We start from the raw sequence: 25,260 nt of genomic DNA on the forward strand, positions 1-25,260 counted from the left end.
TCTTCATGTCACTCATGTACATGAGTGGCGGAGTTCAGCATCTATAGAGGAGTGATCTCTGTGCGCCAGATTCCCGTCGACACCGCCGGTGCGGTCGTGATGGTTGCCAAGTCCCCGCAGGTCAAGGTCCGTGACCGTCGGACCGGTGAGGTCGCGACCGACATGGAGACCGGGGCGAAGCTGATGACGGTCGACGTGATGTTCGCGGCCAACGAGGAGGTGGAGATCCTTTCCGTCACCGTCCCGGAGCCCGGGATCACCGGCGAGCTGTCCATGGGCACGCCGGTCGCGCTCACCGGCCTGATCGCCCGGCCCTGGGAGAACGACTTCAACGGCCAGAAGCGGCACGGCATCGCGTTCCGTGCAGTCGCGGTCACCTCGCTCGCCGACGCCGCCGCAGGGTCCAAGGCGGCCTGATCATGACCGCCTTCACGGTCACCCTGGTGCTGGTCGCCGCCGCCGTAGGACTCCTGCGGTGGCGGCGCCCCGCCTGGTACTGGTTGACCTTCGGGGTCACGCTGGCCGTGGTGCGGGTCCTGGCCCGGTACGGCTCGGTCATGGATGCGTGCGGGCTGACCGTTCCGCCTGCGCGGTGGCGGCTCGCCCTGGCCCGTGCCACCAACCGGCCATTACCGGAGGCCCGTTCCCCGCGCATCCTCCGGCTGCGCCCGACTCGTACCGGCCTGGTCCTGCGGCTCAAGCTCCGGCCCGGGCAGGACGCCTTCGACCTCGCCGCCGCCTCGGACCGGCTTCGGCACTCGTTCTCGATGTACGGCGTAACCTCGCGTGAGCTGCGTTCTGGCGTCGTAGAGGTGCGGATGACCGGCTATGACGTACTCAAGCGGGTGCAGATGCCGACCGAGACAGACACCCGGCCGATGCGTGTGCCGGTCGCTCTGCGGCAGGACGGCTCAGTCCACTACCGCGACTACCGGGCGATACCCCACGCCCTCACCCTCGGGGCCACGGAGTCCGGCAAGTCCGTCTATCAACGCAATCTTGTCGCCGGACTCGCCCCTATGGACGTTGCTCTCGTCGGCATCGACTGCAAGCAGGGGGTAGAGCTGTTCCCGCTGGCCCGTCGGTTCTCCGCACTGGCCGACGATCCCGACACCGCCGCCGAAGTGCTCGATGCGCTCGTGGTTCGGATGGAGCGCACCTATCAGCTCATTCGGGCTCAGCAGCGGATCGCCGCCGACGTGCCCGATGCGGAGATCGCCGCCGACATCTGGAACCTGCCGACCGACATGCGTCCCGTCCCGGTCGTGGTCCTGGTCGACGAGGTTGCCGAACTCGCCCTGTACGCCAACAAGGAGGAGGAGAAGCGCCGGGACCGCATCATCACCGCTCTGGTCCGCCTCGCCCAGCTCGGCCGCGCGGCCGGCATCTACCTCGAAATCTGCGCGCAGCGCTTCGGCTCCGAACTCGGCAAGGGCATCACCATGCTTCGCGCCCAGCTCACCGGCCGCACCGCTCACCGCGTCAATGACGAGACCTCCGCCAACATGGCCTTCGGCGACATCGCCCCGGACGCCGTCCTCGCCGCCATTCAGATCCCGGCCGAGAAGCGGGGGCTCGCCATCGCGGGCGACTCCTCCGGTGGGTGGCACCGCATCCGGGCCCCGCATACCTCGCTCCGGCAGGCCGTGAACATCTGCAACCGGCACGCCGACCGGACTCCGGACCTGCCCGAGCTGGCTCCCTACCGACCCGCTCTCTCTGGCCCCGCCGACGCTCCTGCGCAGCCGACTGAGCCTTCTCCGGCCACCGCCTGACCTCTCGCACCTCCACCGGTCGGCGTGACCGTCTTCGCGCCAAGTCCCTACCCCCGCCATGCCCAAAGAAGGGAGAACCCGCCATGTGTCCCAGCTGCGAGGACATCGCCCGGACCGTGCTCCTGCTCGGCCAACTCGCCCTGTACGCCGACATGGCTGGCGCCGACCTCGGCTTCGTGGAAGCCGTCAGCCCGTCCCTCGCCGTCTCGCTGCCCGAGCCGCCGCCCGGGATGTTTCCGGACGGCGACGACTCCGACGGTGGTCCCGCCTCCGCGGGTGACTGCTGATGGGCGCCCGTCACGGACTCCGTGTCGACGCGGTCCTGGTTCAGGCCGTGATTGCCGGTGCTCTGTCCTTCGCCCACCTGCACGACCTGGCCGCCGCTGCCGGTCAGGACGGCTGGAAGGCGTGGGCCTACCCGGTCAGTGTCGACCTGCTCCTGGTGGCCGCCTGGCGGCGCCTGCGCAGTGAGGGACCGTCCCGGCTGGCCTGGTGCTGGTTCCTCGTCGCACTGTTCGCGTCACTCGGCGCCAACGTGGCTACCGCCGGGTTCCTCGACCTGAACGACCCGCCCGCCCTCCTCCGCCTCGGCATCGCCGGTTGGCCTGCGGTCGCCTTTCTCGGTGGCACGCTCCTTGCCCACTCGGCAGCTGCGGAGTCGGAGCCGGTTACGGCGGCACCCGTCGCGGACACGTCGCATGCTGAGCCCCCGGCCGAGCAGTCGGCACCGGATGCCCGACGCCCTTCGGCCACGGAAGCCATGCCTGAGCCTGACGTGGACCCCGCCCTCGCCATGGCACCCGTCCCTCCAGCTTCGGATCCAGCCGCGGACTCCGTCCCTCAGGTCCCCGCCGTCCTGGTCGACCACGCCCGCAAGGTCGCCGACGAGTACCGCGCCCGTACCGGCGCCCCGATCGACCCCGACACCCTGCGCTCCCGCCTCGGCGTCCCGCCGCAGCTCGCCGAAGCCATCGCCGCCCAACTCACCTGACCAAGAAGAGAGGAAGACCGATGACCCGTGACCCGGCAGATCTGACCGCTTCCGACTACCTCGACGGCGCCCGAGAGATGGCGGCTGCCAACCGGCCCTTCCTTGCGCACCTGCTCGCCGAGGAAGCCGCCCGGCGCACCGCCGACCCGGCCACCGCCGCCGGTCTCCGCGCCAGCTTCCCCGCCCCGACCACGGCCCGAGAGGAAACCCACTGACATGCCCGCCCGCGACCACTTCCATTCCGTGATGCACATCGGCCCGGTACAGATCGGCACCCACCGCGACCGCAGTGGCCAGACCAAGCACGCCGCCGTGTGCACCGCCGACAACTGCGGCTGGTCGTCCGACTACTCCAGTCAGTCCGCCGCCCAGCTCGCTGCCCGCACCCACCGCTGCCGCATCCGCTAGGAGGCCCCCGCCATGCAGGTCCCGCTCTGGCTCGCGCTGCTCGTCGTCGGCTACCTCGGCGTCAAGCTCATCCGGCCGCCCGCCTGGCTCATCGCCGTAATCCTGCTCGGCGGCTTCCTCCTCGCCGACAGCGTCCTCGCCCCGGCCCTCAACGCCCTCGTCAAGTAGTCCGCCCCCGAGAGGAGAGCACCAATGCTTCGCCCGAAGATCCCCACCATGCCCACACCGACGGGCCTTAGCACCCGGCCCGCCGTCGTCGAGCCGACCACCGTCAGCCCGAACGTAGAGACCCCGCCGGCCGCTCCGACAACTCCGGCGCCGTTCCGGCCCTCGGTCCAGCTCACCCCCGGCACCGCGCTCGCCCTCGTCGGCGGCGGTACGGCCGTCGTCCTGGTCCTCGGTGCCGTCCTGGTCTCGCTGCTTCTGGCGGTCGCCATCACCGGCGCCTCGGTCGCCGTCTGCGCGGTCGTCCTGCGCTCCCTGCTCGCCTCCGACGCCAAGCGACGCTGACCGGCCCCCGGGCGGCCTCGATACCGCCAAGCATCCGCCGCCCGGGCGCCGTCCCTGTCCGATCTCGCAACCGGAAGGAACACCCAGCATGGCCCACCGCGCCTCACCCGCGACACCGAGTGCGCCCACGCCAGACACATTGCTCGACCCGATCACTCTCGGGGACGTGCTCCGGGTGGCCTCGGCCTCCGACTACACCCGGTGGGAAGACCAGGTCCGCCGCACCGGCGGCTGCTCCGACCCCGTCCACCTCACCGGCTGGGTCATCCAGAAGGACAAGACCACCGGCGAGACCCTGCACCATTACTCCACCGCGAACGAGCCGGGCGGACGCCTCCGTCTCGCCTGCGGCAACCGCCGCGCATCCCGTTGCCCGGCCTGCGCTTGGACGTACGCGGGGGACACCTACCACCTCATCCGCGCCGGACTCGCCGGAGACGACCGACGCGACATCCCGGCCACCGTGCGCGACCACCCGCGCGTCTTCGCCACCCTCACGGCACCGTCGTTCGGCCCGGTCCACAACCGCCCCGATCACGGCACCTGCCGCTGCGGCACCTCACACGCGTCCGACGCCCCAGAGCTGGGCACTGCCCTCGACCCGGACACCTACGACTACGCGGGCGCCGTGCTGTTCAACAACCACGCCGGACAGCTCTGGCAGCGCTTCACCACCCGACTCCGCCGCGAACTCGCCGCCCGCGCCGGCCTGCCCCGCCGGGAACTCGCCGACCACCTTCGGGTCTCGTACGGCAAGGTCGCCGAGTTCCAGAAGCGCGGAGCCCTGCACTTCCACGCCGTCGTACGCCTCGACGGTCCGGAGGGGCCCGGGACGCCGCCGCCCACCTGGGCCACGGTCGACCTCCTCACGGACGCGCTCCTCGCCGCCGCCGCGCATTCGTACACGTCGGTCTCGGTCCCGGCTGCCGGTGACCAGCCCACCCGGACGTTCCGATGGGGCCAGCAACTCGACGTGCGCCCGGTAAGGGCCTTCGGCGACGGCTCCGACATCACCGAACAGGCCGTCGCCTCGTACGTGGCCAAGTACGCCACCAAAGCCGCCGAGAACACGGGGACCCTGGACCGCCGCATTGGTGAGCTCTCCGAGCTCGACCGCCATCAGGTCCCCGACCACACCCGACGTCTCATCACCGCGTGCCGCGACCTGGACAGCCTCTACCCGGACCGGCGCCTCTGGGCCTGGGCGCACATGCTCGGCTTCCGCGGGCACTTCTCGTCCAAGTCGCGCACCTACTCCACGACTCTCGGCTCCCTCCGCCAGGAACGCTCCGACTACCGCGCCGCCCAAGAACGAGACGCTCTCGGCCTCGACGACCGCGAGCCGGACACCGTCCTGGTGCTGACGGACTGGCAGTACGTCGGCCACGGCCACTCGCCGGGTGAAGCCGCCCTCGCTGCGACCATCGCCCGTGACCTCAAGACCAACCGCGAGACCGCCCGCGATGCCCTCCTGACCGAAGGGAGCACGGAATGACCACGGCCATCCGGTCACGCACCATGCTCACCCTCGCGGAGGTCTGCGAGGAACTGGCTGTCTCGCGCTCGACCTTCTACGACTGGCGGGCCAAGCGTCGCGCACCGCGCTGCATCAAGCTCCCGAACGGCGACCTCAGGATCCGGCGGAGCGACCTCGACCACTGGCTCGATGACCGCGAGGACGCCGCCTGATGGAGACGACGTACGACGTGAAGGTCTACAAGATCCTCACCTACAAGGGCGCCCGGAAGACCACATACACCGTGCGCTGGGTGGTCGCAGGGAAGCGCTGGCGTGAGCCCTTCGACACCGTCGCCCTCGCCGAAGGCTTCCGCTCCGAACTCATCCGGGCCACCGGCAAGGGCGAGGCATTCGTCATCGCCACCGGACTCCCGGTGTCCCACCGCTCCAAGTCGGCTGCCATGAGCTGGTACAAGTTCGCCGTCGAGTACGTGGATGCCCGGTGGCCGCAAATCGGCGGCAATAGCCGCAAGAACATGGCCAAGACCCTGACGGCGACCACCATCGCGTTGCTGCGGGCCAAGCCCACTCAGTTCGCACCTGCGGCCGTGCGCTCCGCTCTGCGTGAGTGGGCGTTCAACACGAACCGACGCCCCGACGCACCCCGAGACGTGGTGGCCATCCTCCGATGGGTCGAGCGGAACTCCCTGCCCGTCTCGGCCTGGGAGGACCCGGAGAAGGTCGACCAGGTCCTGCGCGCCATCGACACGCGCCTCGACGGCAAGCAAGCGGCGGCCTGGTCCCGCAAGCGCAACCGCCGCATCCTCAACGTCGCCATGAAGTACGCGATCCGGCGGCGCATCCTGCGGACCAACCCGCTCCCCAAGGGGAAGGAGTCGACGGCCGTCGTGAAGACCACCAACGCCGTGGACAAGCGATCCCTGCTGAACCCTGAGCAGGCGGCAGCGATCCTCGACTGGATACGACGCCGGCCGCGCGGTGGTGAGCGACTTCACGCCTTCTTCGCCACGCTGTACTACTGCGGTCCACGGCCCGAGGAAGCCGTAGCGATGCGGGTGGAGGACGTGACCCTGCCCGAGCCCGACGCCGCCGACCAGTGGTGCGAGCTGCTGTTCCACACCGCGACCCCAGAGGTCGGAAAGCAGTGGACCGACACGGGGGAGATCCACGAACAGCGCGACCTGAAGGGCCGTGCGGAGGGTGAGACCCGCACTGTCCCGGGGCATCCAGCCCTCACGCGCATCCTTCGGCAGCACATCGAGGACGAAGAGCTCAAGCCGGGTGACCTGCTGTTCCAAGGCGAGTCTGGCGGCATCCTCGCCGGTTCAGTCATTCGTCGGGCATGGCGCAGCGCGCGCAAGGCTGTACTGCCCCCGCACGTCTTCGACTCGCCCACCGGCCGGCGCGTCTACGACAACCGGAACACGCGCCTGACGAAGTGGCTGAACGACGGGATACCGCCCGCCCAGGTGGCGGAGTGGGCCGGGAACAGCGTCGCCGTACTTCTCGCCACGTACGCCCGCTGCATCGACGGCCAGCTGCCGGACCTGAAGCGGCGGCTGGAAGCCGCGGGCGATCTGCCGGAGGTGCCTGGTGTTGGCTGATCCGTCGGCCGAGTTCGAACACCGGTGACAGCCGGACAGCCCCGGAGTCCGCCCTCAATTATCGAGTGAGGCTCCGGGGCTGACGTGTGCGTCCGGGCTCGTTGACGTCAGCCGACGGAAGAGGCGGCCTGGCTTACTAAAGATCCGCCCAGGTATGCGGCTCCATATAGGCGTGCCACCCTCGGAAGAACCAGTCCGCCAGATCCGTCAGCCGCTCGATGCAGGCGGTGTAGTAGTCGGCCGGTTCCGGGCGAGGGAAGTTGGGGTGCGCCGTCCACGAGGGAACGTCCGTGGCCACGTGGTAGTAGCCCTCGGCCAGCCATCGGGGAAGCTCCTCGGCTTCCTGCCAGCGTGCACAGACAGTGCGCATGGCTTTCTCCAGCCGGGAGAAGGCGTCTCGATCCCAGACCAAATCGCTTCGCAGTCCCAGCAGGAAGCTCCCGGGCTCGGAACGGAACTCGTGCTCCAAGGTCTTCAAAGCTTGGTCCATGGCGCAGATGCTGCCAGCCCACCGTCCACGCTTACAGGAGGGTGGGCTGGCTCTCACCGGGAAGGCGACGGCCTGGAGGTGCCCGGCGCCGGCTGATCCATCGGCCGAGAACTTCGACACGTATTCGACACGGCCACCCGCAAAAACCCGGTAACAGCCGGACAGCCCCGGAGCCCGCCCTTGATCATCAAGGGGGAGTCCGGGGCTTCGTCGTACCGTCTGGCATGCACCCTGACCAGCAAAAAGCCCTCCCCAAAGGGAGGGCGGAGACTTGCGCCCCCGGCAGGACTCGAACCTGCGGCCAAGCGCTTAGAAGGCGCCTGCTCTATCCACTGAGCTACGGGGGCCGGTGTGGTGGCCTCTGTCGTGGTGCCCTGGTGTGGGCTGATCCGTGACGTTGCCGGGGACAAGGATAGGGCTCCCGCGTCCTTGTCCCTGTTGCTTCGCCTCCGTGGCTCGATGTGGAGGTTCAGTGAAGCGGTCCTGATAATCGCAGGCAGGTACGAATCGTGCACCGCTTTTGGCGTCAGAGGCATCGGGTGTTGTGCACTCGTTATGCCTGGAGTGTGCCTGTGTCCCAGTCGCCCCTTCCATCCCTTGTGTCCTGTCGGCGCGCAGACATGCTCATATGCTTCAGAATTCCCCTAAAATTGGGCATTCTTCACATGTGGTGACCTTGGACGTAAGGCCTCAGCTGCTCGACGCACTCTCCGCCCTGCGCGACCGTGTCGCCGCCGCACGCTTCCCGCTGCCCCTGGCGGGGGCCCCACGCGCGCGTGCCAACCGCGACGAACTGCTCGCGCAGCTCGACGACTACTTGGTGCCCCGGTTGCGGGAGCCCGAAGCGCCGCTTCTGGCCGTCGTGGGCGGATCGACCGGAGCCGGGAAATCGACCCTGGTCAACTCCCTCGTAGGACGGCGGGTCAGCGAGGCGGGCGTGCTGCGGCCGACAACCCGGACGCCCGTGCTGGTCTGCCACCCGGAGGACCATCACTGGTTCGGAGGGATGAGGGTGCTGCCCGACCTCACGCGCGTGTGGGCACCCCAGCAGAACGACACGGACGACCTGCTGCTCCCCGGCGAGGACCCCGCGCGCGTGCTGCGCATCGAGAGCGCCGACACGCTGCCCCCCGGCCTCGCCCTGCTCGACGCGCCCGACATCGACTCCCTGGTCTCCGACAACCGCGTCCTGGCCGCCGAGCTCATCTGCGCGGCCGACATCTGGGTCATGGTCACCACCGCCGCCCGCTACGCCGACGCCGTGCCCTGGCACATGCTGCGCACCGCCAAGGAGTACGACGTCACCCTCGTCACCGTGCTCGACCGGGTGCCCCACCAGGTGGTCGCCGAGGTGTCCCGGCAGTACGGTGCCCTGCTCACCAAGGCCGGCCTCGGACACGTACCGCGCTTCACCGTGCCCGAGCTGCCCGAGTCGGCCTTCGGCGGCGGCCTCCTGCCGCTCACCGCCGTCGCCCAGCTCCGCACCTGGCTGATCCACCAGGCCCAGGAGCCGGCCGCCCGGCAGCAGGTCCTGGCCCGCACGGCGTACGGCGTCCTCGACTCGCTCAAGTCCCGGATGCCCGAGCTGGCCGGCGCCGCCGCCGCGCAGCACTCGGCCGCGCTGCGGCTCACCAGCGCCGTCGAGGGGGCGTACGACAGCGAGCACAAGCGCGTGCGGGGCCGGTTGCAGGCCGGGGCGGTGCTCGCCGGGGACGCGCTCAAGCGGTGGCGAGCCTTCCCCCTGGACTGCACCGCCACCGAACTCCTCGACGCGCTCGTGGAGAGCCTCAGCGCGCTGCTGCTGTGCGCCGTCACGGCCGCCGACGAGCGCGTGGACGACGCCTGGCGGCGCGAACCGGCCGCGGCCGCCCCGGAGCTCGCGCCGGGCGATTCGGCGGCGGAGAGCGCCGAGCACCGGATCGGGCTGGCCGTGCGGCGGTGGCGGCGGGAGCTCGAGGAGTACGCCGAGGACGAGGTCGGCGAGCTCGACCGCGGCGCCGCACCCGACCCCGAGCTGATCGCCGCCCTGGTCGCCACCGGCCTGCTGGGCGGCCGCCGGGGCCGGATGGCGGGGGAGGGGCTCGCCGAGCGGATCGGCGCCCACGGCGCCCTGCGGCTGCGCGACCGGGCCGGCCGGCTGCTCGCCCAGCACGTCGACCGGGTCCTGTACGCCGAACGTGAGCGCCGGCTCGCCCCGCTCGACGCCCTCGACGTCCACCCCGAGCACCAGGCCGAACTCATCGCCGCGCTGTCCGTACTGCAGAAGGAGAGGTGACCGGTGACCGCCGTCACTGACCAGGACCACACCGAGCACGCCGATCAGCCAGGCGACGGGGGCAAGGCGGGATCCGCCGGAGGGTCCGCCGGAAGTTCCTCCGCCCAGCCCTTTCAGGCTGCCCAGAACGGCTCCCACGCGCGCGTGCAGGACGACCGTACGGACTCCACGGGCGCCTGGGACGACGGGCTCATCGCACGCCGCGTCAACGAGACGACGGACGGAAGCCAGTTCGCCCCCGCGGACAGCCGGTCCGCCGCCCCGCCCGCGATGAGACCACTGGTGTACGACGGGGCGCTGCGCTCCCGCCTCGAGGCGCTGCGCGAACTGGTGGGTCTCTCCCGCACCCGCCTCGACAGCAGGACGCTGGCGGAGGCGGGCCGGGTGCTCGACGAGGCGTCCGCGCGGCGCAGGCTCTCCGGGCAGCACACCGTCGTCGCCATCGCGGGCGCCACCGGCAGCGGCAAGTCGCAGCTGTTCAACGCGCTCGCCGGTGTGGCCATCTCGGAGACCGGAGTACGCCGTCCCACCACCGCGGCGCCCATCGCGTGCAGTTGGAGCGACGGGGCGGCGAGCCTCATCGAACGGCTCGGCATCCCGCCCCGGCTGCGCCGGCGGCCGCTGCCGACCGGGGACGCGGAGTCCCGGCTGCACGGGCTCGTCCTGATCGACCTGCCCGACCACGACTCGGCCGCCGTACAGCACCGGGAGCATGTGGACCGCATCCTGGCGCTCGTCGACGCGGTCATCTGGGTCGTCGACCCTGAGAAGTACGCCGACGCCGTCCTCCATGAGCGCTATCTGCGGCCGATGGCGGCCCACGCGGAGATCATGTTCGTGGTCCTCAACCAGATCGACCGGCTGCCCGGGGAGGCCGCCGATCAGGTCCTCGACGATCTGCGGCGACTCCTTGACGAGGACGGCATCGCCCTCGGGGAGTACGGCGAACCGGGTACGACCGTGCTCCCGGTGTCCGCGCTCACCGGGGAGGGCATCGGGGACCTGCGCGAGGCGCTCGGCCAGTTCGTGGGGGAGCGCGGGGCGCCCGCCCGTCGCGTCGCGGCCGATGTGGACGTCGCGGCCGCGCGGTTGTGGCCCGTCTACGCCACCAGGCGGCGTACGGGGCTCAGCGAGCAGGCCCGGGAGGAGTTCGCGGACCGGCTGGCCGACGCGGTGGGCGCCACGGCGGCGGGGGAGGCGGCCGAACGGGCGTGGCTGCGCAACGCCAACCGCGCGTGCGGTACGCCCTGGCTGCGGCTGTGGCGCTGGTACCAGGACCACGGCGAGCCCACCACGGGCCGGCTCCCCTCGCGCACGCAGGCCGACGAGGAGGCGACCGCCAGGCAGCGGGTCGAGCAGGCGGTCCGTACGGTGGCCGACCGGGCCTCGGCCGGGCTGCCCGTGCCCTGGGCGCAGGCGGTGCGCGAGGCGGCCACCCGTGGCTCCCAGGGGCTGCCCGAGGCGCTGGACGAGCTGACCGTGCGCGCGGGGGTGCCGACGGGGCGGCCGCCGCGGCCGGGATGGTGGCCGATGGCCGTGTTCTCCCAGGCCTCCATGACGATCCTTCAGTTCCTGGGCGGGCTGTGGCTGCTGGGCCAGATCTTCCAGATCATGTCGCCGAACCTGGGCGTGCCGGTGCTGCTGATGGTGATCGGCATCGTCGGCGGTCCGCTGATCGAGTGGAGCTGCCGGATGGCGGCCCGCGGCCCGGCCCGCCGCTACGGCCTGGAGGCGGAGCGGCGACTGCGCAAGGCGGCGGCCGGGTGCGGCAGGGCCCGGGTGCTGGATCCGGTGGCGGCGGAGCTGCTGCGGTACCTGGAGGTGCGGGAGCAGTACGGGAGGGTGGTGGGGGCCGGGCGATGACGGCGGGGGCGTGGCGGCTGTGACGGGCCGCGTGCGCGGGTACGGCGAGGGCGGCGTCCGGTGGGGCGTCGCCCTCGCCGCGTCCGTGTCCGGTTCGGTGTCCGACTCGGTTTCGGGCTCGGCGTGTGGCTCGGTGTCACTCGCCGGGGTGGCGGAGTTTTCCACAGGTGGGCGGTGGTCCACAGTGCTCAGCGGGCTCGGCCGGGGCGGGGCAGTCTGGCGGACACAGCCGTACGGGACGGGCCCGTACGGGGCTCGGTCCGGTGTCGGAGTCCGGGCGAGGGAGGGGTTCGCGATGAACGAGACGATGGTCTGCGCGGTCGGCAGGGTGGCGACGCAGCCGGTGTACCGGGAGATGGCGTCCGGCCCGTCGGCGAGGTTCCGGCTGGCGGTGACCGCGCGCTACTGGGACCGCGAGAAGAACGCGTGGACGGACGGGCACACCAACTTCTTCACGGTGTGGGCCAACCGCCAGCTCGCCACGAACACGGCGGCGTCGCTGACGGTGGGCGAGCCCGTGATCGTGCAGGGCAGGCTGAAGGTGCGGACCGATGTGCGCGAGGGCCAGAGCTGGACCTCGGCGGACCTCGACGCGGTCGCGATCGGCCACGATCTCGCCTGGGGCACCTCGGCCTTCCGGCGCGGAGGGAAGCAGGAAACGGCGGCCGCGCCGACCGCACCTGAGCCCAACTGGGAGACACCGCCGGATGATTCAGAGGCGCACTCGGACCCATCCGCTCAACGACAGCCGGAGCCAGCAGCAGTGACGTGACGTCAGTCACCGTCACTCTGTCCGAACTACGGCTTATCGATGAGTGCGCACCGTACGACCAGGGGTGGATTTGTCGATAAGCCCTGCCCGCAAGGGATCTTGGCGATAACGATTCCGAGTCGGATCACTCATCCGACCGTCTGACCGGCGGGCGGGCTCCGACGCCTCCCTAGGATGCCGGACATGGTTCTCGGGGCTCTCGATGCCCGTGAGGATTCTGATTTCTGCTGGTGGGACCGTACCCCCCACGTCAACGGGTCCTGCTCGAAAGGAAATTTGGTGTTTGCTTCGTTCTCGGCGTTGTTCGTACGCAGGCGAGGGGCGGCCCGCCTCGGCGCCGCGACGCTGGTGTCCGGGCTCGTCGCCGCGGGCGTGCTGGCCGGTGCCGGCCAGGCCGCCGCCGGCGATGAGACGACGCAGGGTGAGGGCGGGGCGGCCGCGACCATAGCCGGACTCAAGACGTACGGCACCGCGGTGATTCACGGCGGCACCGGGGAACAGCAGGTGTCGGCGGGCCTGTTCGAGATGTCCGTCGAGGGCGGCGGCATGCTGCAGACGTACTGCGTCGACCTCCACAACCCCACGCAGCGGGACGCCAAGTACCACGAGACGCCCTGGGGCGGCACGTCCCTCGGTGCCAACAAGAACGCCGGCCGGATCCGCTGGATCCTGCAGAACTCCTACCCGCAGGTGAACGACCTCGCGGCGCTCGCGCGGAAGGCGGGCGTGCGCGGTGCGCTGACCGAGCAGGACGCGGCGGCCGGTACGCAGGTGGCGATCTGGCGCTACTCGGACGACGTGGCCGTCGACGCCCTCGACCCGCAGGCCGAACAGCTCGCGGACTTCCTGGAGAAGAACGCCCGGAATCTGCCCGAGCCCCGGGCCTCGCTCACCCTCGACCCGCCCGCCGTCTCCGGCCGGCCGGGCGAGCTGCTCGGCCCGGTCACGGTGCACACCAACGCCGGCGGCGTGACGGTGGCGCCGCCCGCGGACGCCGCCACGAGCGGGGTGCGGATCGTCGACAAGCAGGGCAGGGCCATCACGTCCGCGGCCGACGGCGGGCAGGTGTTCTTCGACGTTCCCGAGGACGCGGCGGCCGGCTCGGCCGAACTGACCGTGCAGGCCTCGACCACCGTGCCGGTCGGCCGGGCCTTCGCCTCCGAGAGCCGCAGCCAGACGCAGATCCTGGCCGGCTCCAGCGAGTCGACGGTGTCCGCGACGGCCGGGGCGACCTGGGCGAAGCAGGGCGCGATACCGGCACTGTCGGCGGCGAAGAACTGCGCCAAGGGCGGCGTGGACATCATCGCGTCCAACAAGGGCGACGAGCCGTACACCTTCGAACTGGCCGGACTGGAGCACACCATCGCCGCGGGCGAGACCAGGACGGTGACGGTCCCGCTCCAGGAGGACCAGGCCTACGACTTCACGATCCACGGCCCCGGCGGCTTCACCCAGCGCTTCACCGGCATGCTGGACTGCCAGACCCGGAGCAGCGAGACGGGCACGGCCACCCAGACCCTCAGCGAACCGAGCCCGGCCACGGTGGGCGGCACGGCCACCGACACCAACCTCGCCGAAACCGGCTCCACCGGCGTCACCCCGCTCATCGCGGGCATCGCCCTCACCTTGGTCGTCATCGGCGGAGCAACCCTGATCGTCCTCCGACGCAAGGCGTCCCCGACGATCGACTGACCGGGATGTACGGGCCTGTGGCAGCCCGACAGGGACGCCGCCACAGGCCTCACACCGACTCCGGGCTCAGAAGCAACAGCCCTTCGATGGAGTCCAACCGTGCGCTCAGGCCAGGGTCGAGTACCGGCCCTGCCTCAAGGGTTTCGCCGCTACGTCGGGTAGCCGCGCGCATTCGCACAGGGAACCGAACCGATCGCTCTGACGTGTTCCTGTGCAGGGGTGGTGGTTCACGCTGCGATCCGATCAAGATCGAGGCAAGGCCGGTGCGGATGTCAGTGCCGGCAGCGATACTTGCGGTGACGGATGATCATGGGGGAGGTCACAGTGACACACCTGCCGAAGAGCAGCCCACCACCACCGGGCCCGAGCCTGCCCATTCTCCCGGCCGTTCCGGCGCAGTCGGCACCTCCGGCCCCGCCTCCCGGCACCGGTAGCGGCCCCGCCTCCTCCTCCCCGCCCCCGGCACCCCGCCGCACCGCCTTCGCGGAGGGCCTCGACCAACTCCGCACCGCCGCAACCACCGAGCCCGGCCGCCTACGCATCATCGGCGCGCTCCTGGCCCTGCTCGTCATCGCCTTCGGAGCCGTCACCGCCTGGCAGATGACCGACCGCGCGGCCGCCGCCGACGACGTCCTCACCAGCAGTCAGCCCCTCAGCTCGGACGCGGCCGACATCTACCGCTCCCTCGCGGACGCCAACACCGCCGCCTCCAGCGGCTTCCTCGCCGGCGGCCAGGAATCGGCGGCTTCGCGCGACCGCTACGAGCAGGACATCCGCACGGCCGCCGACAAACTCGTCAACGCCGCCGCCAACGCCGACCCGGACTCCCCGTCCACCGCGACGATCGCCAAGCTCAACAAGCTCCTCCCGGAGTACAAGGGCCTGGTGGAGCGCGCCCGCACCTACAACCGCCAGGGCTTCCCGGTCGGCGGCGCCTACCTCCGCTACGCCAACGAGAAGATGCAGCAGCAGATGCTCCCGGCGGCGGAGGACCTGTACAAGAAGGAGAACCAGCGCCTGCGCGCGGACTACGCGGACGCCACGCCGTACCCCTGGGCCGCCATCGCCCTGGGCGTCGCCGCCCTGGCCACGCTCGCCTGGGCCCAGCACCGCAACTACCGGCGTACGAACCGGGTGTTGAACCAGGGCCTGGTCGCCGCCACGGCCACCGCGACCGTCGTCCTGCTCTGGCTGGTCGTCGGCCACACCATCGCCCGCGCGGGGTTGAACGACTCCTACGACCACGGCGTCCGCTCTCTGAACGTGCTGCACGACGCTCGCATCGCCTCCCTCAAGGCACGGGGCAACGAGAACCTGACCCTGGTGGCCCGAGGCGCCGAGACGAAGAAGGTCGGCGCGCAGACCGTCGACGCCTACGACTACGACTTCCGCACGGACATGGCCGACCTCGGCAAGTACCTGGCGGCCGCCGCGAACCTCGCCGACGACACCTCGGGCGAACAGCCCGTCACGGCGGCCGTCGGCAACATGACGGAGTGGAAGAAGCGCCACACCGCCGCCCGCGAGCAGGACGAGAACGGCAACTACCAGCAGGCGCTGGACAGAGTCATCGGCACCAAGGGCGCCACCGGCGAGTGCTTCGACAGCGTCGACGCGAACCTGCGCACGGCACTCGCGCACGAGGAGACCGAGTTCAAGCGCGCGGCCGACGACGGCCGGGACGCCCTGACGGGCCTGTCGGCGGGCGCTGCCGTCCTCGCGGTCCTGGGCGCGGCGGGCGCGGTGCTGGGCATCGGCCGCAGGCTGTCGGAGTACCGATGAACGGGGCACGGGAGACAAGGGGAGACGTGAAAGGGGGCGTGAGCATGCGAGCACGACGTCTGCGGGCCGGCCTGAAGGGCTGGGGCGGGGTGGCGACGATGGCGGTCGCCTGCGCCCTGGTGGCGGTCTTCGCGCTGTGCGTCCCGCTGTCCGGACGGGGCCTCGACGACGGCCGGTCCGTCACGCAGGCCTCCCAGACCACCGTCGAAAAGGCCGAAGAGGACTGCGAGGCCCCCGAGAAGCAGACGCTGTCGCCCTCCTCCGCCGACGGTGACACCATCCAGGCGATCAAGGACCGCGAGGGCGAGAAGCGCAAGCTGATCGTCGGCGTCGACCAGAACAGCTACCGCTGGGGCTACCGCAACCCCAACAGCGGCAAGACCGCGGAGCTCGAGGGCTTCGACATCGACCTGGTCCACCGCATCGCCGACGACATACTCGGCGACCCGGACGCCGTCCAGTTCAAGGCGATCCCCACCGACCAGCGCATCCCGGCCATCCAGGACGGCCGCGTGGACATGGTCGTCCGCACGATGACGATCAACTGCGACCGCATCGAGGACGTCGCCTTCTCCGCGCCCTACTTCAAGACGGGACAGCAGGTCCTCGCCCCGAAGTCCTCGCCCGTCAAGGGCTACGACGACACGCTCGCGGACCGCAAGATCTGCACCGCGGCCGGCTCGACGGCCTACTCCACGCTGGAGGCCGACCAGAAGGACGGCAAACTCCCCGCCACCACCGACATATCCACGACCGTCCCGAACCAACTCGACTGTCTGGTCAGGCTCCAGCTCGGCGAGGTCGACGCCGTGGTCACCGACGGAGCGCTCGCGGCGAGCCAGGCGGCACAGGATCCGACGGTCCAGCTCAAGGGCGACGCCTTCACTGCCGAGTACTACGGCGTGGCGATGAAGAAGGACGCCGACGATCTGGTACGCCGGGTCAACCAGATCCTGGTGGACTACCGCGAGGACACCGCGAACGGCTGGCAGGCCTCGTACGGGAAATGGCTGTCGGCGACACTGGGCAAGGATGCGAAGAAGTCGGAACCACCGGCTCCGCAGTACCTCCGCAACACCTGACCGCAACACCTGACAGCTCGACCGACACCCGGCCCCACAACCGACCGAACTCCGACCAGCAAGCCGACCCAGACCCAACCGGCACTACCGCAGCGAGAGGTGATCGATGGGCGTCACGGGATCCACCGGGCCGGTGATGGACCGGGACGAGGTGGACCGTGCGCTGGCGCGGCTCGGCGCGGAGCACGAGGCGATCGAGACCTCGCTCCTCGCCCTGCAGGACCACGCGGGCCGCAGACTCCTGGAGGGCGCGGAGCTCACCGGTGTCACCCAGGAGCGCTGGACGTCCACGGAGGCGTCGATCACGCTGCTGTGGACCTACTTCGACGCGTACACGGACGCCCTGCGCACCGCCCGCGACATCCGCTCCCGCCGCCGCTGGTCCAGCCGCGAGGACCTGGTGGAGCTGACGGAACTGCTGACCGGCGAGTCCGTCACCGTCGCGGGCAGCGCCACCGCGACGGCCAACGCCCCCACCCTGCACGGCGCCGCGAACAGACTCAGCGAGCGCTACTCGCTCACCACCCTCGTCGACCGGATGAACGAGCTGTACGCGACGAGCCTGGACATGGTCGTCGCCGCCGACGCCGTCTGGTCGGCGCTGCCCGCCCGGATCGACCTGCTGGCCGCCGAACTCCAGCGCACCCGAAGGCTCGCGCACTCGGTGGGCGTGCGCCCCGGCGAACACCCGGCGGGCGACGACCTGGAGCGCATCACGCGCACGCTGACGAAGCTGCGCGAGCAGGTGATCTCGGACCCGCTGGAGTTCTGGCTGGCGGCGGAGGGCAGTTCGGCTCCGGGTGGCGGCCGGCCGGACACGACGGTGTACGACCGTGAGGCGCGCGCCCTGGAGGACGTACGCCGGGAGATCGACGCGGTCCTGACGGTCCGGCAGGACGCCGAGAAGCGGATCGTCCGGCTGCGGGACATCCTCAGCCGCGCGGACCGCACGCTGGCCGAGGCGCGCACCGCCCGCGGCGAGGTCCTCGCGAAGATCGCGGCGACGGAGGTGCCGGTCGTCAGCGGGCCGCCGACGGTGTTGCAGGAGCAGGTGACGGCGGCAGCCGACTACCGCAGGCAGGGGCAGTGGCACCGGCTGTCCCCGCTGCTGGAGTCGCTGGAGCAGAAGGCCGAGGACGAACTGCTGCGTGCCCGTGAGTCGTTGACCGCGGTCACCGCGCCCCTGGCGGTCAGGGCCGAGCTGCGCGGCCGGCTCGACGCGTACAAGGCGAAGGTCGCGCGGCACGGCTTCGCGGAGGACGCGCTGCTCGTGGAGCGGTACGAGAAGGCGCGCCGCATGCTGTGGAGCGCACCCTGCGATCTGCGCGCCGCCGAAGGGGCCGTGCTGCGCTACCAGCAGGCCGCCCTGGAGCTGCTGGGCGGCCCGCGGGTGCCGGACCAGGGCGCGGTCGAGGACGACCGGAGGGGGCCGGGCGCATGAGCGACAAGGGGGAGTCCATGACCGAGACACGCATCTGTCAACGCCCCACCTGCACGGGCGCCTACGAGGACGTGGGCGGCGGCGAGCTGTACTGCGACACCTGCGGACTCGCCCCGGTCGTCGCGGCTGGGGGTCCCCCCTCTGGGGGAGGCATGGTCGCCTCGCCCCCCACCGGCATCACCGCCGGCGGCAAGGGCGGCTCCCGCGGCTCGGGCGCCAGCGGCAGCTCCCGCTCCAGCAGCCGCAGTTCCCGTACGTCGTCCCAGTCGTCGAAGTCCCGCCGCTCGGTGTCGGGGCGGCTCTCGCGCTCCCTGTCAGGCAAGTCGACGAGCCGCTCGGTGTCGGTGCGCAGCTCCGGTTCCGGCGCCGGTTCCTCCTCCCGGGGGCGGCTGGGCGCCGGGCTGGTGCAGGTGCCGCCGATCCCGCGGCCCGACCCGCGCGAGATGGTCCTGGACAACCCCGAGGTGCCCGAGCGGAAGCGGTTCTGCTCGCGCTCCGACTGCGGCGCCCAGGTGGGCCGGGCGCGCGGTGACCGGCCGGGGCGTACGGAGGGGTTCTGCACCAAGTGCGGCCACCCGTACTCGTTCGTGCCGAAGCTGAAGTCCGGTGACGTCGTGCACGGCCAGTACGAGGTGGTCGGCTGCCTCGCGCACGGCGGCCTGGGCTGGATCTACCTCGCCGTCGACCGGGCGGTCTCGGACCGCTGGGTGGTCCTCAAAGGCCTGCTGGACACCGGCGACCAGGACGCGATGGCCGCGGCGATCTCCGAGCGGCGCTTCCTCGCGGAGATCGAGCACGCCAACATCGTGCGGATCTACAACTTCGTGGAGCACCTGGACCAGCGCACGGGCTCCCTCGACGGCTACATCGTCATGGAGTACGTCGGCGGCAAATCGCTGAAGGAGATCGCCAACGGCCGCCGCACAGCGCAGGGCAGGCGCGATCCGCTGCCGGTGGAGCAGGCCTGTGCGTACGGCATCGAGGCGCTGGAGGCGCTCGGCCATCTGCACAGCCGCAACCTGCTGTACTGCGACTTCAAGGTCGACAACGCGATCCAGACCGAGGACCAGCTCAAGCTGATCGACATGGGCGCGGTGCGCAGGATGGACGACGAGGAGTCGGCCATCTACGGCACGGTGGGCTATCAGGCCCCGGAGGTGGCCGAGGCCGGTCCGTCGGTGGCGAGCGACCTCTTCACCGTCGCCCGCACGCTCGCCGTCCTGACCTTCGACTTCCAGGGCTACACCAACGTCTACGCGGACTCCCTGCCCGACCCGGACCACATCGAGGTCTTCCGGCAGTACGAGTCGTTCTACCGCCTGCTGGTCCGCGCCACCGACCCCGACCCGGCCCGCCGGTTCGCCTCCGCGCAGGAGATGACCGAGCAGCTCACCGGCGTCCTGCGGGAGGTCGTCTCCCTCCAGACGGGCCGCGCCCGGCCCGCCCTGTCCACCCTGTTCGGACCCGAACTGCGGGTCACGGACACGGAGCTGTTCCCACGGCTGGACGGTGAGGTGTCCCGGCTGGGAGCGCGGGCGGTGCGGACGCGGCGCGGCTCCCCCACGGCGGCCGCGCTGCCCGCCGCCGCTCAGCTCCCCGCAGGCGGCGAGCAACCCCACACCCAGCTCCCCGCAGGCGGTCCGCTTCCCACCGGCCTCGTCAGACCCGTCGACGCCCCCGCCGCCACCCTCGCCCTGCCCGTGCCCCGGGTCGACCCGACCGACCCCAACGCCGGTTTCCTGGCGGGCCTGATGACCTCCGCGCCCGCCGAGCTGCTCGGAGCCCTCGCCGCGGCCCCGGCCCCGTCGACCGAGACGCGGCTGCGGCAGATCAGGGCCTGGCTGGAGACCGGCGAGCCGGCCGCCGCGCTGGAGGCCCTGGTCACGCTGGAGGGCGAGCGGCCCGACGACTGGCGGGTGGTCTGGTACCGGGGCGTGGCCGCGCTGGTCACCGGCGACGACGAGGGCGCAGCGCTCGCCTTCGACGCGATCTACGACGCCTTCCCGGGCGAGATCGCGCCCAAGCTGGCGCTGGCCCTGTGCGCGGAGGTGCTGGGTCAGCTCGACAACGCCGCCGAGTACTACCGGCTGGTGTGGTCGACCGACCCGAGCTATGTCAGCGCCGCGTTCGGGCTGGCCCGCGTCCAACTGGCGAGCGGGGACCGGCGCAGCGCCGTGACGACGCTGGAGTCGGTCCCGGAGTCCTCCATCCACTACACGGCCGCGCGCGTGGCGGCGGTACGGGCGCGGCTGAGGCAGCGCACGGCGGCCGCCTCCGACGTACCGTTCCTGGAGGATCTCACGGCCGCCGCGGCCCAGGTCGAGGCGCTGGAGGCGTACGGTCTGGACCCGGCGCGGCGTGAGCAGTTGTCGGCCGAGGTCCTCGGCAGTGCGCTGGACTGGGTACTCTCCGGGGGCCAGGGTTCCGTCCCTCCCGCCGCCGGGGGACGGACGCTGCTCGGCAGCGGCCTGGACGAGCGGGGCCTGCGTTTCGGCCTGGAACGCTCGTACCGCACGCTGGCCCGGCTGGCGCGGGGCGGCGAGGAGAGGATCGACCTGGTGGAACGTGCCAATCGTTACCGCCCCCGGACGTGGGTGTAGTTGATGTCGCAGATGCCCCAGTTGTCCGCCTGCCCGAGTTGCGAGGAACCCCTCGAATCGGGTGACCGTTTCTGCGGCGCGTGCGGATATGACCTGTCCGCCGTGCCCGAACGGCCGCAGGACAACCCGACCATCACCATGAACGGCTCGGTGCCCGCCCAGGGCGCCCCGGCCGGTGAGTATCCCGAGCGCCCCCCGGCGCCACCCGGCGGCGCGCCCTGGCCCGCCCCAGGGGCGGCGGGCCCTGAGGCCCAGGCCGCGGGCGTCCCCATGCCACCGGAGGCGCCCCCGGCCACCGGCGTACGGTTCGACCGGAGGCCGCAGTCCGACGGGCATGCCGCGCCGCCGGAGTCGTATCAGGCCCAGCCGGATCACAGTCACCCCGATCAGAGCCAGCCCGACGAGTACCTCCTCCAGGCACCGGACCCACGGGTGTCCGCCGAGCCCGCGGCCCCGGCCGCCGGCACCGGCGGCAAGGTCTGCGTGGCCTGCCGTGCCGGCCGCGTGGACGACGACGGCTACTGCGAGAACTGCGGCCACGCCCAGCCGCGTGAACGGGACCACATGGAGCAGGAGTCCGGCCCGATGGCCGCGGTCAGCGACCGCGGTCTGCGCCACCACCGCAACGAGGACGCGTTCGCCATCGGCACCACGGCGCTGCCCGACGGCACCCCCGCCTCCGTGGCGATCGTCTGCGACGGCGTCTCCTCGGCGACCCGTCCCGACGACGCCTCCCAGGCGGCGTCGAAGGCCGCGAGCGAGGCGGTGCTGGCCGCCCTGCCGCGCGGCACGCACCCGCAGCAGGCGATGCACGACGCGATCGTCGCCGCCTCACGCGCCGTCAACTCACTCGCCGCCGAGCCCGCCACGGCCCTGGAGCAGGCCCCGCACCAGAACGCCCCCGCGTGCACCATCGTCGGTGCAGTGGTGACGTCGGGCCTGCTGATCGTCGGCTGGGTCGGCGACAGCCGCGCCTACTGGGTCCCGGTCGACCGGAGCGCTCCCCCCGCCCGGCTCACCGAGGACGACTCCTGGGCCGCGCAGATGGTCGCCGCGGGCCTGATGAACGAGGCCGAGGCCTACGCCGACGAGCGCGCCCACGCGATCACCGGCTGGCTCGGCGCGGACGCCTACGAACTGGAACCGCACACCGCCGCGTTCAAGCCGGACCGGCCGGGCGTCGTGGTGGTCTGCACGGACGGGCTGTGGAACTACGCGGAGGCGGCCGAGGAGATGGCCCGGGTCCTCCCGCTCGACGCCGCCTCCCATCCGCTGCACAGCGCACGGGTGCTCGTCGGCCACGCCCTGGACGGCGGGGGCCACGACAACGTAACAGTGGCCCTCGTGCCGTTCCCCGCCGTGCCCCAGGGGGCAGGATCGGCCTGAGGCCACGTACGAGGACGCCTCGGCGGACCGGAGGGGACCGGTCCGCCTACCGTCATCACCCCGCTGAAGACGGGGGCTTTCGAGGGGGATCGAAGCAGGCATGGCCATTTTCTCGAAGTCGAACGTGCCGCAGTTCTCGGTGGACGTGTACCAGAACGAGTACCTGCCGGAGGGCGCCCGCGAGGTCAACGCCATCGTCACGGTGACGGCGACCGGCGGCGGCACGATCGGCAGCGCGGTCGCGGCACCCCACCTCTACTCGCCCGGCGAGGGCCCCTCCGCGGCCGTGGCGGTCATGGTCGACTGCTCGGGGTCGATGGACTACCCGCCGACCAAGATGCGCAACGCCCGGGACGCCACGGCCGCCGCGATCGACACCCTGCGCGACGGCGTGCACTTCGCCGTGATCGGCGGGACGCACGTGGCCAAGGAGGTCTACCCGGGCGGCGGGCGCGTCGCGGTCGCCGACGCCACCACCCGCGAGCAGGCCAAGAAGGCGCTGCGCTCGCTCAGCGCGGGCGGCGGCACGGCCATCGGCACCTGGCTGAAACTCGCCGACCGCCTGCTGTCCTCGGCGGACGTCGCCATCCGGCACGGGATCCTGCTCACCGACGGACGCAATGAGCACGAATCGCCCGAAGACCTGAAGGCCGCGCTCGACGCCTGTGCCGGGCGCTTCACCTGCGACGCGCGCGGAGTGGGTACCGACTGGGAAGTGAAAGAAGTCACAGGGATCGCCTCCGCCCTGCTCGGCACCGCCGACATCGTCGCCGATCCGGCCGGGCTCGCCGCCGACTTCACACAGATGATGGAAACGGCGATGGGCAAGGAGGTCGCGGACGTCTCGCTGCGGCTGTGGACCCCGGTCGACACCACCGTGAAGTTCGTCAAGCAGGTCGCGCCCACGGTCGAGGAACTGACCGGCAGGCGCACCGAGGCGGGCCCCCGCGCGGGCGACTACCCCCTTGGTTCCTGGGGCGATGAGTCCCGTGACTACCACGTCTGTGTCGAGGTCCCGGCCGCGCACATCGGGCAGGAGATGCTCGCGGCCCGGATCTCGCTGGTCATTCCGCAGCCCGACGGCAGCGTCCAGAACCTCGGCGCGCAGGGTCTGGTGCGGGCCGTGTGGACCGACGACATGGTCGCCTCGACGTCGATCAACCCTCAGGTCGCCCACTACACCGGGCAGGCCGAACTGGCACAAGCCATCCAACATGGACTGGACCTTCGCAAAGCGGGGGATATGGATGGAGCAACGGCCAAACTGGGCCGGGCCGTTCAGCTCGCGAGTGCCTCCGGGAACGCCGATACTGCGAAACTGCTTGCGAAGGTGGTGGACGTGGTCGATGCCGCGACCGGTACTGTGCGACTGAAGGCGAAGGTTCAGGAGGCCGACGAGATGACGCTCGAGACCCGGTCCACCAAGACCGTTCGTGTAAAGAAGTGACCTAGAAGAGATCGAAGGAGGGACGGGCCGACATGCCGACCTGCCCGAACGGACACCAGTCGGGTTCCGACGACTGGTGCGAGGTCTGCGGTCACCGCATGGCGGGTGCCGTGCCTCCGCCCCCTCCACCGCCCCCGCCCGGCGGCTACGGCTTCCCGCCCCCCGGCGGCCCGGGTGGACCTGGCGGTCCCGGTGGCCCCGGTGGCCCGCCCGGTGGTCCCGGCGGTCCTGGTGGACGCCCTCCGCACCTGTCCGCCGTACCGAACGCCGAGCCGGAGCTCTGCCCGCAGTGTCGTACGCCGCGTGAGGGCGGCGCGCCGTTCTGCGAGGAGTGCCGGTGGAACTTCCTGACGAACACGGCGACCTCGTACACCCCCGCGGCCCCGCCCCCGCAGGCGCCCGGCCCCGGCGTGCGTTTCCAGCCTCCGGGCCAGCCCGGTCCCGGCCCGTCGGGCCCGTCGTACGGCGGCGGCGACTCGTACGAGTACCAGGGCTCCCGCCCGTCGCAGATGAACCGCCCGGCCGAGCCGATCCCGCCGTTCGGCAGCGACCCCTCGGGCCCTCCGCCTCCTCCCGGCGGCGGCTTCCCCGGCCCGGGCGGACCCGGTGGGCCCGGTGGCCCCGGCGGTTACCCCGGCCCCGGTGGCCCTCCCGGCCCCGGAGGACCCGGCGGACCCGGCGGCCCCTCCGGCCCTGGTGCCGGTGGTCCCCCCGGACCGCCCGGATTCGGCGCCGACCCCTCGCGGCCGGTCCCGCCGCCGCCCGGCCCCGGTGGTCCCGGTGGGCCTGGCGCACCCGGTGGTCCTGGCGGCCCCGGTGGCCCCGGCGCTCCACAGGCCTTCCAGCAGTCCGGCCCGCCGGCCCCGCCCGGATTCCCGCAGGAGACCCAGCGGCCGCCGCAGCAGGGCGGTCCGTTCGGCGGCGGTGAGGACGACTGGGTGATCTCCCCGCCGACCACCGGCCCCGGCGGTCCAGGTGGCCCCGGCCCCGGTGGACCTGGTGGCCCCGGCGGTCCTGGCGGCCCCGGTCCCGGTCAGGGCGGCTACGGCTTCCCCCCGCCCGGCGCGACGCAGGCCCCGCCCGCTCCCGGTCAGGGCGGTGGCTACGGCTTCCCCCAGCCGGGCGCGACGCAGGCCCCTCCCGGCCCCGGTCAGGGCGGTGGCTACGGCTACCCGCAGCCCGGTGCCACCCAGGCCCCGCCCGGTCCCGGCCAAGGCGGCTTCCCGCAGCAGCCCCAGGCGCCGCAGGGACCGTCGACCTGGACCGCGACCATCGGCCCGGACCGCGACTACTTCATGGCGATGATGCAGCGCTCCGGCCCCGAGGCCGCGGGCCTGAACCTGCCCGCGTACTCGCCCGAGCAGCAGCGCACGCTCACCGGCAACCAGCTCACGATCGGCCGCCGCCGGCACTCCACCGGCGACACCCCCGACGTCGACCTGGCGGTGCCGCCGGAGGACCCGGGCGTCTCGCACCAGCACGCGGTGCTGGTCCAGCAGCCGGACGGCAGTTGGGCGGTCGTCGACCAGAACTCGACGAACGGCACGACGGTCAACGGCTCGGACGAACCGATCCAGCCGTTCGTCCCCGTACCGCTGCAGGACGGTGACCGGGTGCACGTGGGCGCCTGGACGACGATCACGATCCGCCGGGGCTGAGCCCC

23 protein-coding genes and 1 tRNA gene are annotated in these 25,260 nt (G+C 71.8%); 22 read left to right on the plus strand and 2 right to left on the minus strand.

Translation table 11 applies throughout. The features are described from left to right. Positions 1-60: 60 nt before the first annotated feature. From KJK29_RS24695 to KJK29_RS24745, 11 genes are all read left to right on the plus strand, one after another. Positions 61-417, plus strand: a complete 357-nt coding sequence (locus KJK29_RS24695; RefSeq protein ID WP_215121316.1) for an SCO3933 family regulatory protein — start codon at positions 61-63, stop codon at positions 415-417. A 2-nt stretch (positions 418-419) separates the two neighbouring features. Then, positions 420-1,775 (plus strand): FtsK/SpoIIIE domain-containing protein, encoded by a 1,356-nt coding sequence (locus KJK29_RS24700; RefSeq protein WP_215121317.1) that lies wholly within the window; start codon positions 420-422, stop codon positions 1,773-1,775. A gap of 83 nt (positions 1,776-1,858) precedes the next feature. Then, positions 1,859-2,062, plus strand: coding sequence for a hypothetical protein (locus tag KJK29_RS24705; RefSeq protein WP_215121318.1), 204 nt, complete (start codon positions 1,859-1,861; stop codon positions 2,060-2,062). Beyond that, positions 2,062-2,766, plus strand: coding sequence for a DUF2637 domain-containing protein (locus KJK29_RS24710; protein ID WP_215121319.1), 705 nt, complete (start codon positions 2,062-2,064; stop codon positions 2,764-2,766). The genes KJK29_RS24705 and KJK29_RS24710 overlap by 1 nt, the downstream gene beginning before the upstream one ends. A 20-nt stretch (positions 2,767-2,786) precedes the next feature. Then, entirely contained in the window at positions 2,787-2,981 is a 195-nt protein-coding gene (locus KJK29_RS24715) for a hypothetical protein (RefSeq protein ID WP_215121320.1), read from the plus strand. A gap of 1 nt (position 2,982) precedes the next feature. Next, on the plus strand, positions 2,983-3,174 hold the full coding sequence (locus KJK29_RS24720; protein ID WP_215121321.1) for a mobile element transfer protein: 192 nt from the start codon (positions 2,983-2,985) through the stop codon (positions 3,172-3,174). A gap of 12 nt (positions 3,175-3,186) precedes the next feature. Further along, on the plus strand, positions 3,187-3,342 hold the full coding sequence (locus tag KJK29_RS24725) for a hypothetical protein (protein WP_215121322.1): 156 nt from the start codon (positions 3,187-3,189) through the stop codon (positions 3,340-3,342). A gap of 24 nt (positions 3,343-3,366) precedes the next feature. After that, positions 3,367-3,684 carry a SpdD-like protein gene (locus KJK29_RS24730; RefSeq protein ID WP_215121323.1) on the plus strand — a complete coding sequence of 106 codons (318 nt, stop codon included), beginning with the start codon at positions 3,367-3,369 and terminating at the stop codon, positions 3,682-3,684. A gap of 88 nt (positions 3,685-3,772) precedes the next feature. After that, positions 3,773-5,179 (plus strand): replication initiator protein RepSA, encoded by a 1,407-nt coding sequence (gene repSA, locus KJK29_RS24735; protein WP_215121324.1) that lies wholly within the window; start codon positions 3,773-3,775, stop codon positions 5,177-5,179. After that, entirely contained in the window at positions 5,176-5,373 is a 198-nt protein-coding gene (locus tag KJK29_RS24740; protein WP_215121325.1) for a helix-turn-helix transcriptional regulator, read from the plus strand. Before repSA ends, KJK29_RS24740 begins: the two co-directional genes overlap by 4 nt. Then, complete coding sequence (locus tag KJK29_RS24745) at positions 5,373-6,767, plus strand: tyrosine-type recombinase/integrase (protein ID WP_215121326.1); 1,395 nt, start codon at positions 5,373-5,375, stop codon at positions 6,765-6,767. Before KJK29_RS24740 ends, KJK29_RS24745 begins: the two co-directional genes overlap by 1 nt. A gap of 136 nt (positions 6,768-6,903) precedes the next feature. On the opposite strand, the gene KJK29_RS24750 is transcribed toward KJK29_RS24745, so the two are convergent. Beyond that, complete coding sequence (locus tag KJK29_RS24750) at positions 6,904-7,137, minus strand: hypothetical protein (protein WP_215121327.1); 234 nt, start codon at positions 7,135-7,137, stop codon at positions 6,904-6,906. 394 nt (positions 7,138-7,531) lie between these two features. Further along, positions 7,532-7,604, minus strand: a tRNA-Arg gene (locus KJK29_RS24755). 320 nt (positions 7,605-7,924) lie between these two features. On the opposite strand from KJK29_RS24755, the gene KJK29_RS24760 reads away from it, so the two are divergent. The 11 genes from KJK29_RS24760 (at position 7,925) to KJK29_RS24810 (ending at position 25,255) form a co-directional block, all read left to right on the plus strand. After that, positions 7,925-9,532 carry a dynamin family protein gene (locus KJK29_RS24760; protein WP_215121328.1) on the plus strand — a complete coding sequence of 536 codons (1,608 nt, stop codon included), beginning with the start codon at positions 7,925-7,927 and terminating at the stop codon, positions 9,530-9,532. 3 nt (positions 9,533-9,535) lie between these two features. After that, complete coding sequence (locus KJK29_RS24765; protein WP_215121329.1) at positions 9,536-11,395, plus strand: YfjP family GTPase; 1,860 nt, start codon at positions 9,536-9,538, stop codon at positions 11,393-11,395. Between the two features lie 295 nt (positions 11,396-11,690). Then, positions 11,691-12,167 carry a single-stranded DNA-binding protein gene (locus KJK29_RS24770; RefSeq protein ID WP_215121330.1) on the plus strand — a complete coding sequence of 159 codons (477 nt, stop codon included), beginning with the start codon at positions 11,691-11,693 and terminating at the stop codon, positions 12,165-12,167. A gap of 279 nt (positions 12,168-12,446) precedes the next feature. Continuing rightward, entirely contained in the window at positions 12,447-13,859 is a 1,413-nt protein-coding gene (locus tag KJK29_RS24775; protein WP_215121331.1) for a Cys-Gln thioester bond-forming surface protein, read from the plus strand. A gap of 324 nt (positions 13,860-14,183) precedes the next feature. After that, entirely contained in the window at positions 14,184-15,641 is a 1,458-nt protein-coding gene (locus tag KJK29_RS24780) for a hypothetical protein (protein ID WP_215121332.1), read from the plus strand. 44 nt (positions 15,642-15,685) lie between these two features. After that, a complete protein-coding gene (locus KJK29_RS24785; protein ID WP_215121333.1) occupies positions 15,686-16,723 on the plus strand; it encodes a glutamate ABC transporter substrate-binding protein in 1,038 nt (345 codons plus the stop codon). 106 nt (positions 16,724-16,829) lie between these two features. Further along, positions 16,830-18,164, plus strand: a complete 1,335-nt coding sequence (locus KJK29_RS24790) for a hypothetical protein (RefSeq protein ID WP_215121334.1) — start codon at positions 16,830-16,832, stop codon at positions 18,162-18,164. Between the two features lie 17 nt (positions 18,165-18,181). Next, positions 18,182-20,764 carry a serine/threonine-protein kinase gene (locus KJK29_RS24795; protein ID WP_215121335.1) on the plus strand — a complete coding sequence of 861 codons (2,583 nt, stop codon included), beginning with the start codon at positions 18,182-18,184 and terminating at the stop codon, positions 20,762-20,764. Between the two features lie 3 nt (positions 20,765-20,767). Beyond that, positions 20,768-22,150, plus strand: a complete 1,383-nt coding sequence (locus KJK29_RS24800) for a PP2C family serine/threonine-protein phosphatase (RefSeq protein WP_215121336.1) — start codon at positions 20,768-20,770, stop codon at positions 22,148-22,150. A 100-nt stretch (positions 22,151-22,250) separates the two neighbouring features. Continuing rightward, positions 22,251-23,597, plus strand: coding sequence for a vWA domain-containing protein (locus KJK29_RS24805; protein WP_215121337.1), 1,347 nt, complete (start codon positions 22,251-22,253; stop codon positions 23,595-23,597). A gap of 32 nt (positions 23,598-23,629) precedes the next feature. Then, positions 23,630-25,255, plus strand: a complete 1,626-nt coding sequence (locus KJK29_RS24810; RefSeq protein ID WP_215121338.1) for an FHA domain-containing protein — start codon at positions 23,630-23,632, stop codon at positions 25,253-25,255. Positions 25,256-25,260: the final 5 nt, after the last annotated feature.

This window comes from Streptomyces koelreuteriae (assembly GCF_018604545.1).
In the GTDB taxonomy this organism is placed as follows: Bacteria; Actinomycetota; Actinomycetes; order Streptomycetales; family Streptomycetaceae; genus Streptomyces; species Streptomyces koelreuteriae.

Excerpts from the sequence above, each read along its gene's own strand:
- KJK29_RS24700 (WP_215121317.1), top strand. The coding sequence starts at position 420 with ATGACCGCCTTCACGGTCACCCTGGTGCTGGTCGCCGCCGCCGTAGGA.
- KJK29_RS24705 (WP_215121318.1), top strand. The coding sequence starts at position 1,859 with ATGTGTCCCAGCTGCGAGGACATCGCCCGGACCGTGCTCCTGCTCGGC.
- KJK29_RS24710 (WP_215121319.1), top strand. The coding sequence starts at position 2,062 with ATGGGCGCCCGTCACGGACTCCGTGTCGACGCGGTCCTGGTTCAGGCC.
- KJK29_RS24715 (WP_215121320.1), top strand. The coding sequence starts at position 2,787 with ATGACCCGTGACCCGGCAGATCTGACCGCTTCCGACTACCTCGACGGC.
- KJK29_RS24720 (WP_215121321.1), top strand. The coding sequence starts at position 2,983 with ATGCCCGCCCGCGACCACTTCCATTCCGTGATGCACATCGGCCCGGTA.
- KJK29_RS24725 (WP_215121322.1), top strand. The coding sequence starts at position 3,187 with ATGCAGGTCCCGCTCTGGCTCGCGCTGCTCGTCGTCGGCTACCTCGGC.
- KJK29_RS24730 (WP_215121323.1), top strand. The coding sequence starts at position 3,367 with ATGCTTCGCCCGAAGATCCCCACCATGCCCACACCGACGGGCCTTAGC.
- repSA (WP_215121324.1), top strand. The coding sequence starts at position 3,773 with ATGGCCCACCGCGCCTCACCCGCGACACCGAGTGCGCCCACGCCAGAC.
- KJK29_RS24740 (WP_215121325.1), top strand. The coding sequence starts at position 5,176 with ATGACCACGGCCATCCGGTCACGCACCATGCTCACCCTCGCGGAGGTC.
- KJK29_RS24745 (WP_215121326.1), top strand. The coding sequence starts at position 5,373 with ATGGAGACGACGTACGACGTGAAGGTCTACAAGATCCTCACCTACAAG.
- KJK29_RS24750 (WP_215121327.1), bottom strand. The coding sequence starts at position 7,137 with ATGCGCACTGTCTGTGCACGCTGGCAGGAAGCCGAGGAGCTTCCCCGA.
- KJK29_RS24770 (WP_215121330.1), top strand. The coding sequence starts at position 11,691 with ATGAACGAGACGATGGTCTGCGCGGTCGGCAGGGTGGCGACGCAGCCG.
- KJK29_RS24785 (WP_215121333.1), top strand. The coding sequence starts at position 15,686 with ATGCGAGCACGACGTCTGCGGGCCGGCCTGAAGGGCTGGGGCGGGGTG.
- KJK29_RS24790 (WP_215121334.1), top strand. The coding sequence starts at position 16,830 with ATGGGCGTCACGGGATCCACCGGGCCGGTGATGGACCGGGACGAGGTG.
- KJK29_RS24795 (WP_215121335.1), top strand. The coding sequence starts at position 18,182 with ATGACCGAGACACGCATCTGTCAACGCCCCACCTGCACGGGCGCCTAC.
- KJK29_RS24800 (WP_215121336.1), top strand. The coding sequence starts at position 20,768 with ATGTCGCAGATGCCCCAGTTGTCCGCCTGCCCGAGTTGCGAGGAACCC.
- KJK29_RS24805 (WP_215121337.1), top strand. The coding sequence starts at position 22,251 with ATGGCCATTTTCTCGAAGTCGAACGTGCCGCAGTTCTCGGTGGACGTG.
- KJK29_RS24810 (WP_215121338.1), top strand. The coding sequence starts at position 23,630 with ATGCCGACCTGCCCGAACGGACACCAGTCGGGTTCCGACGACTGGTGC.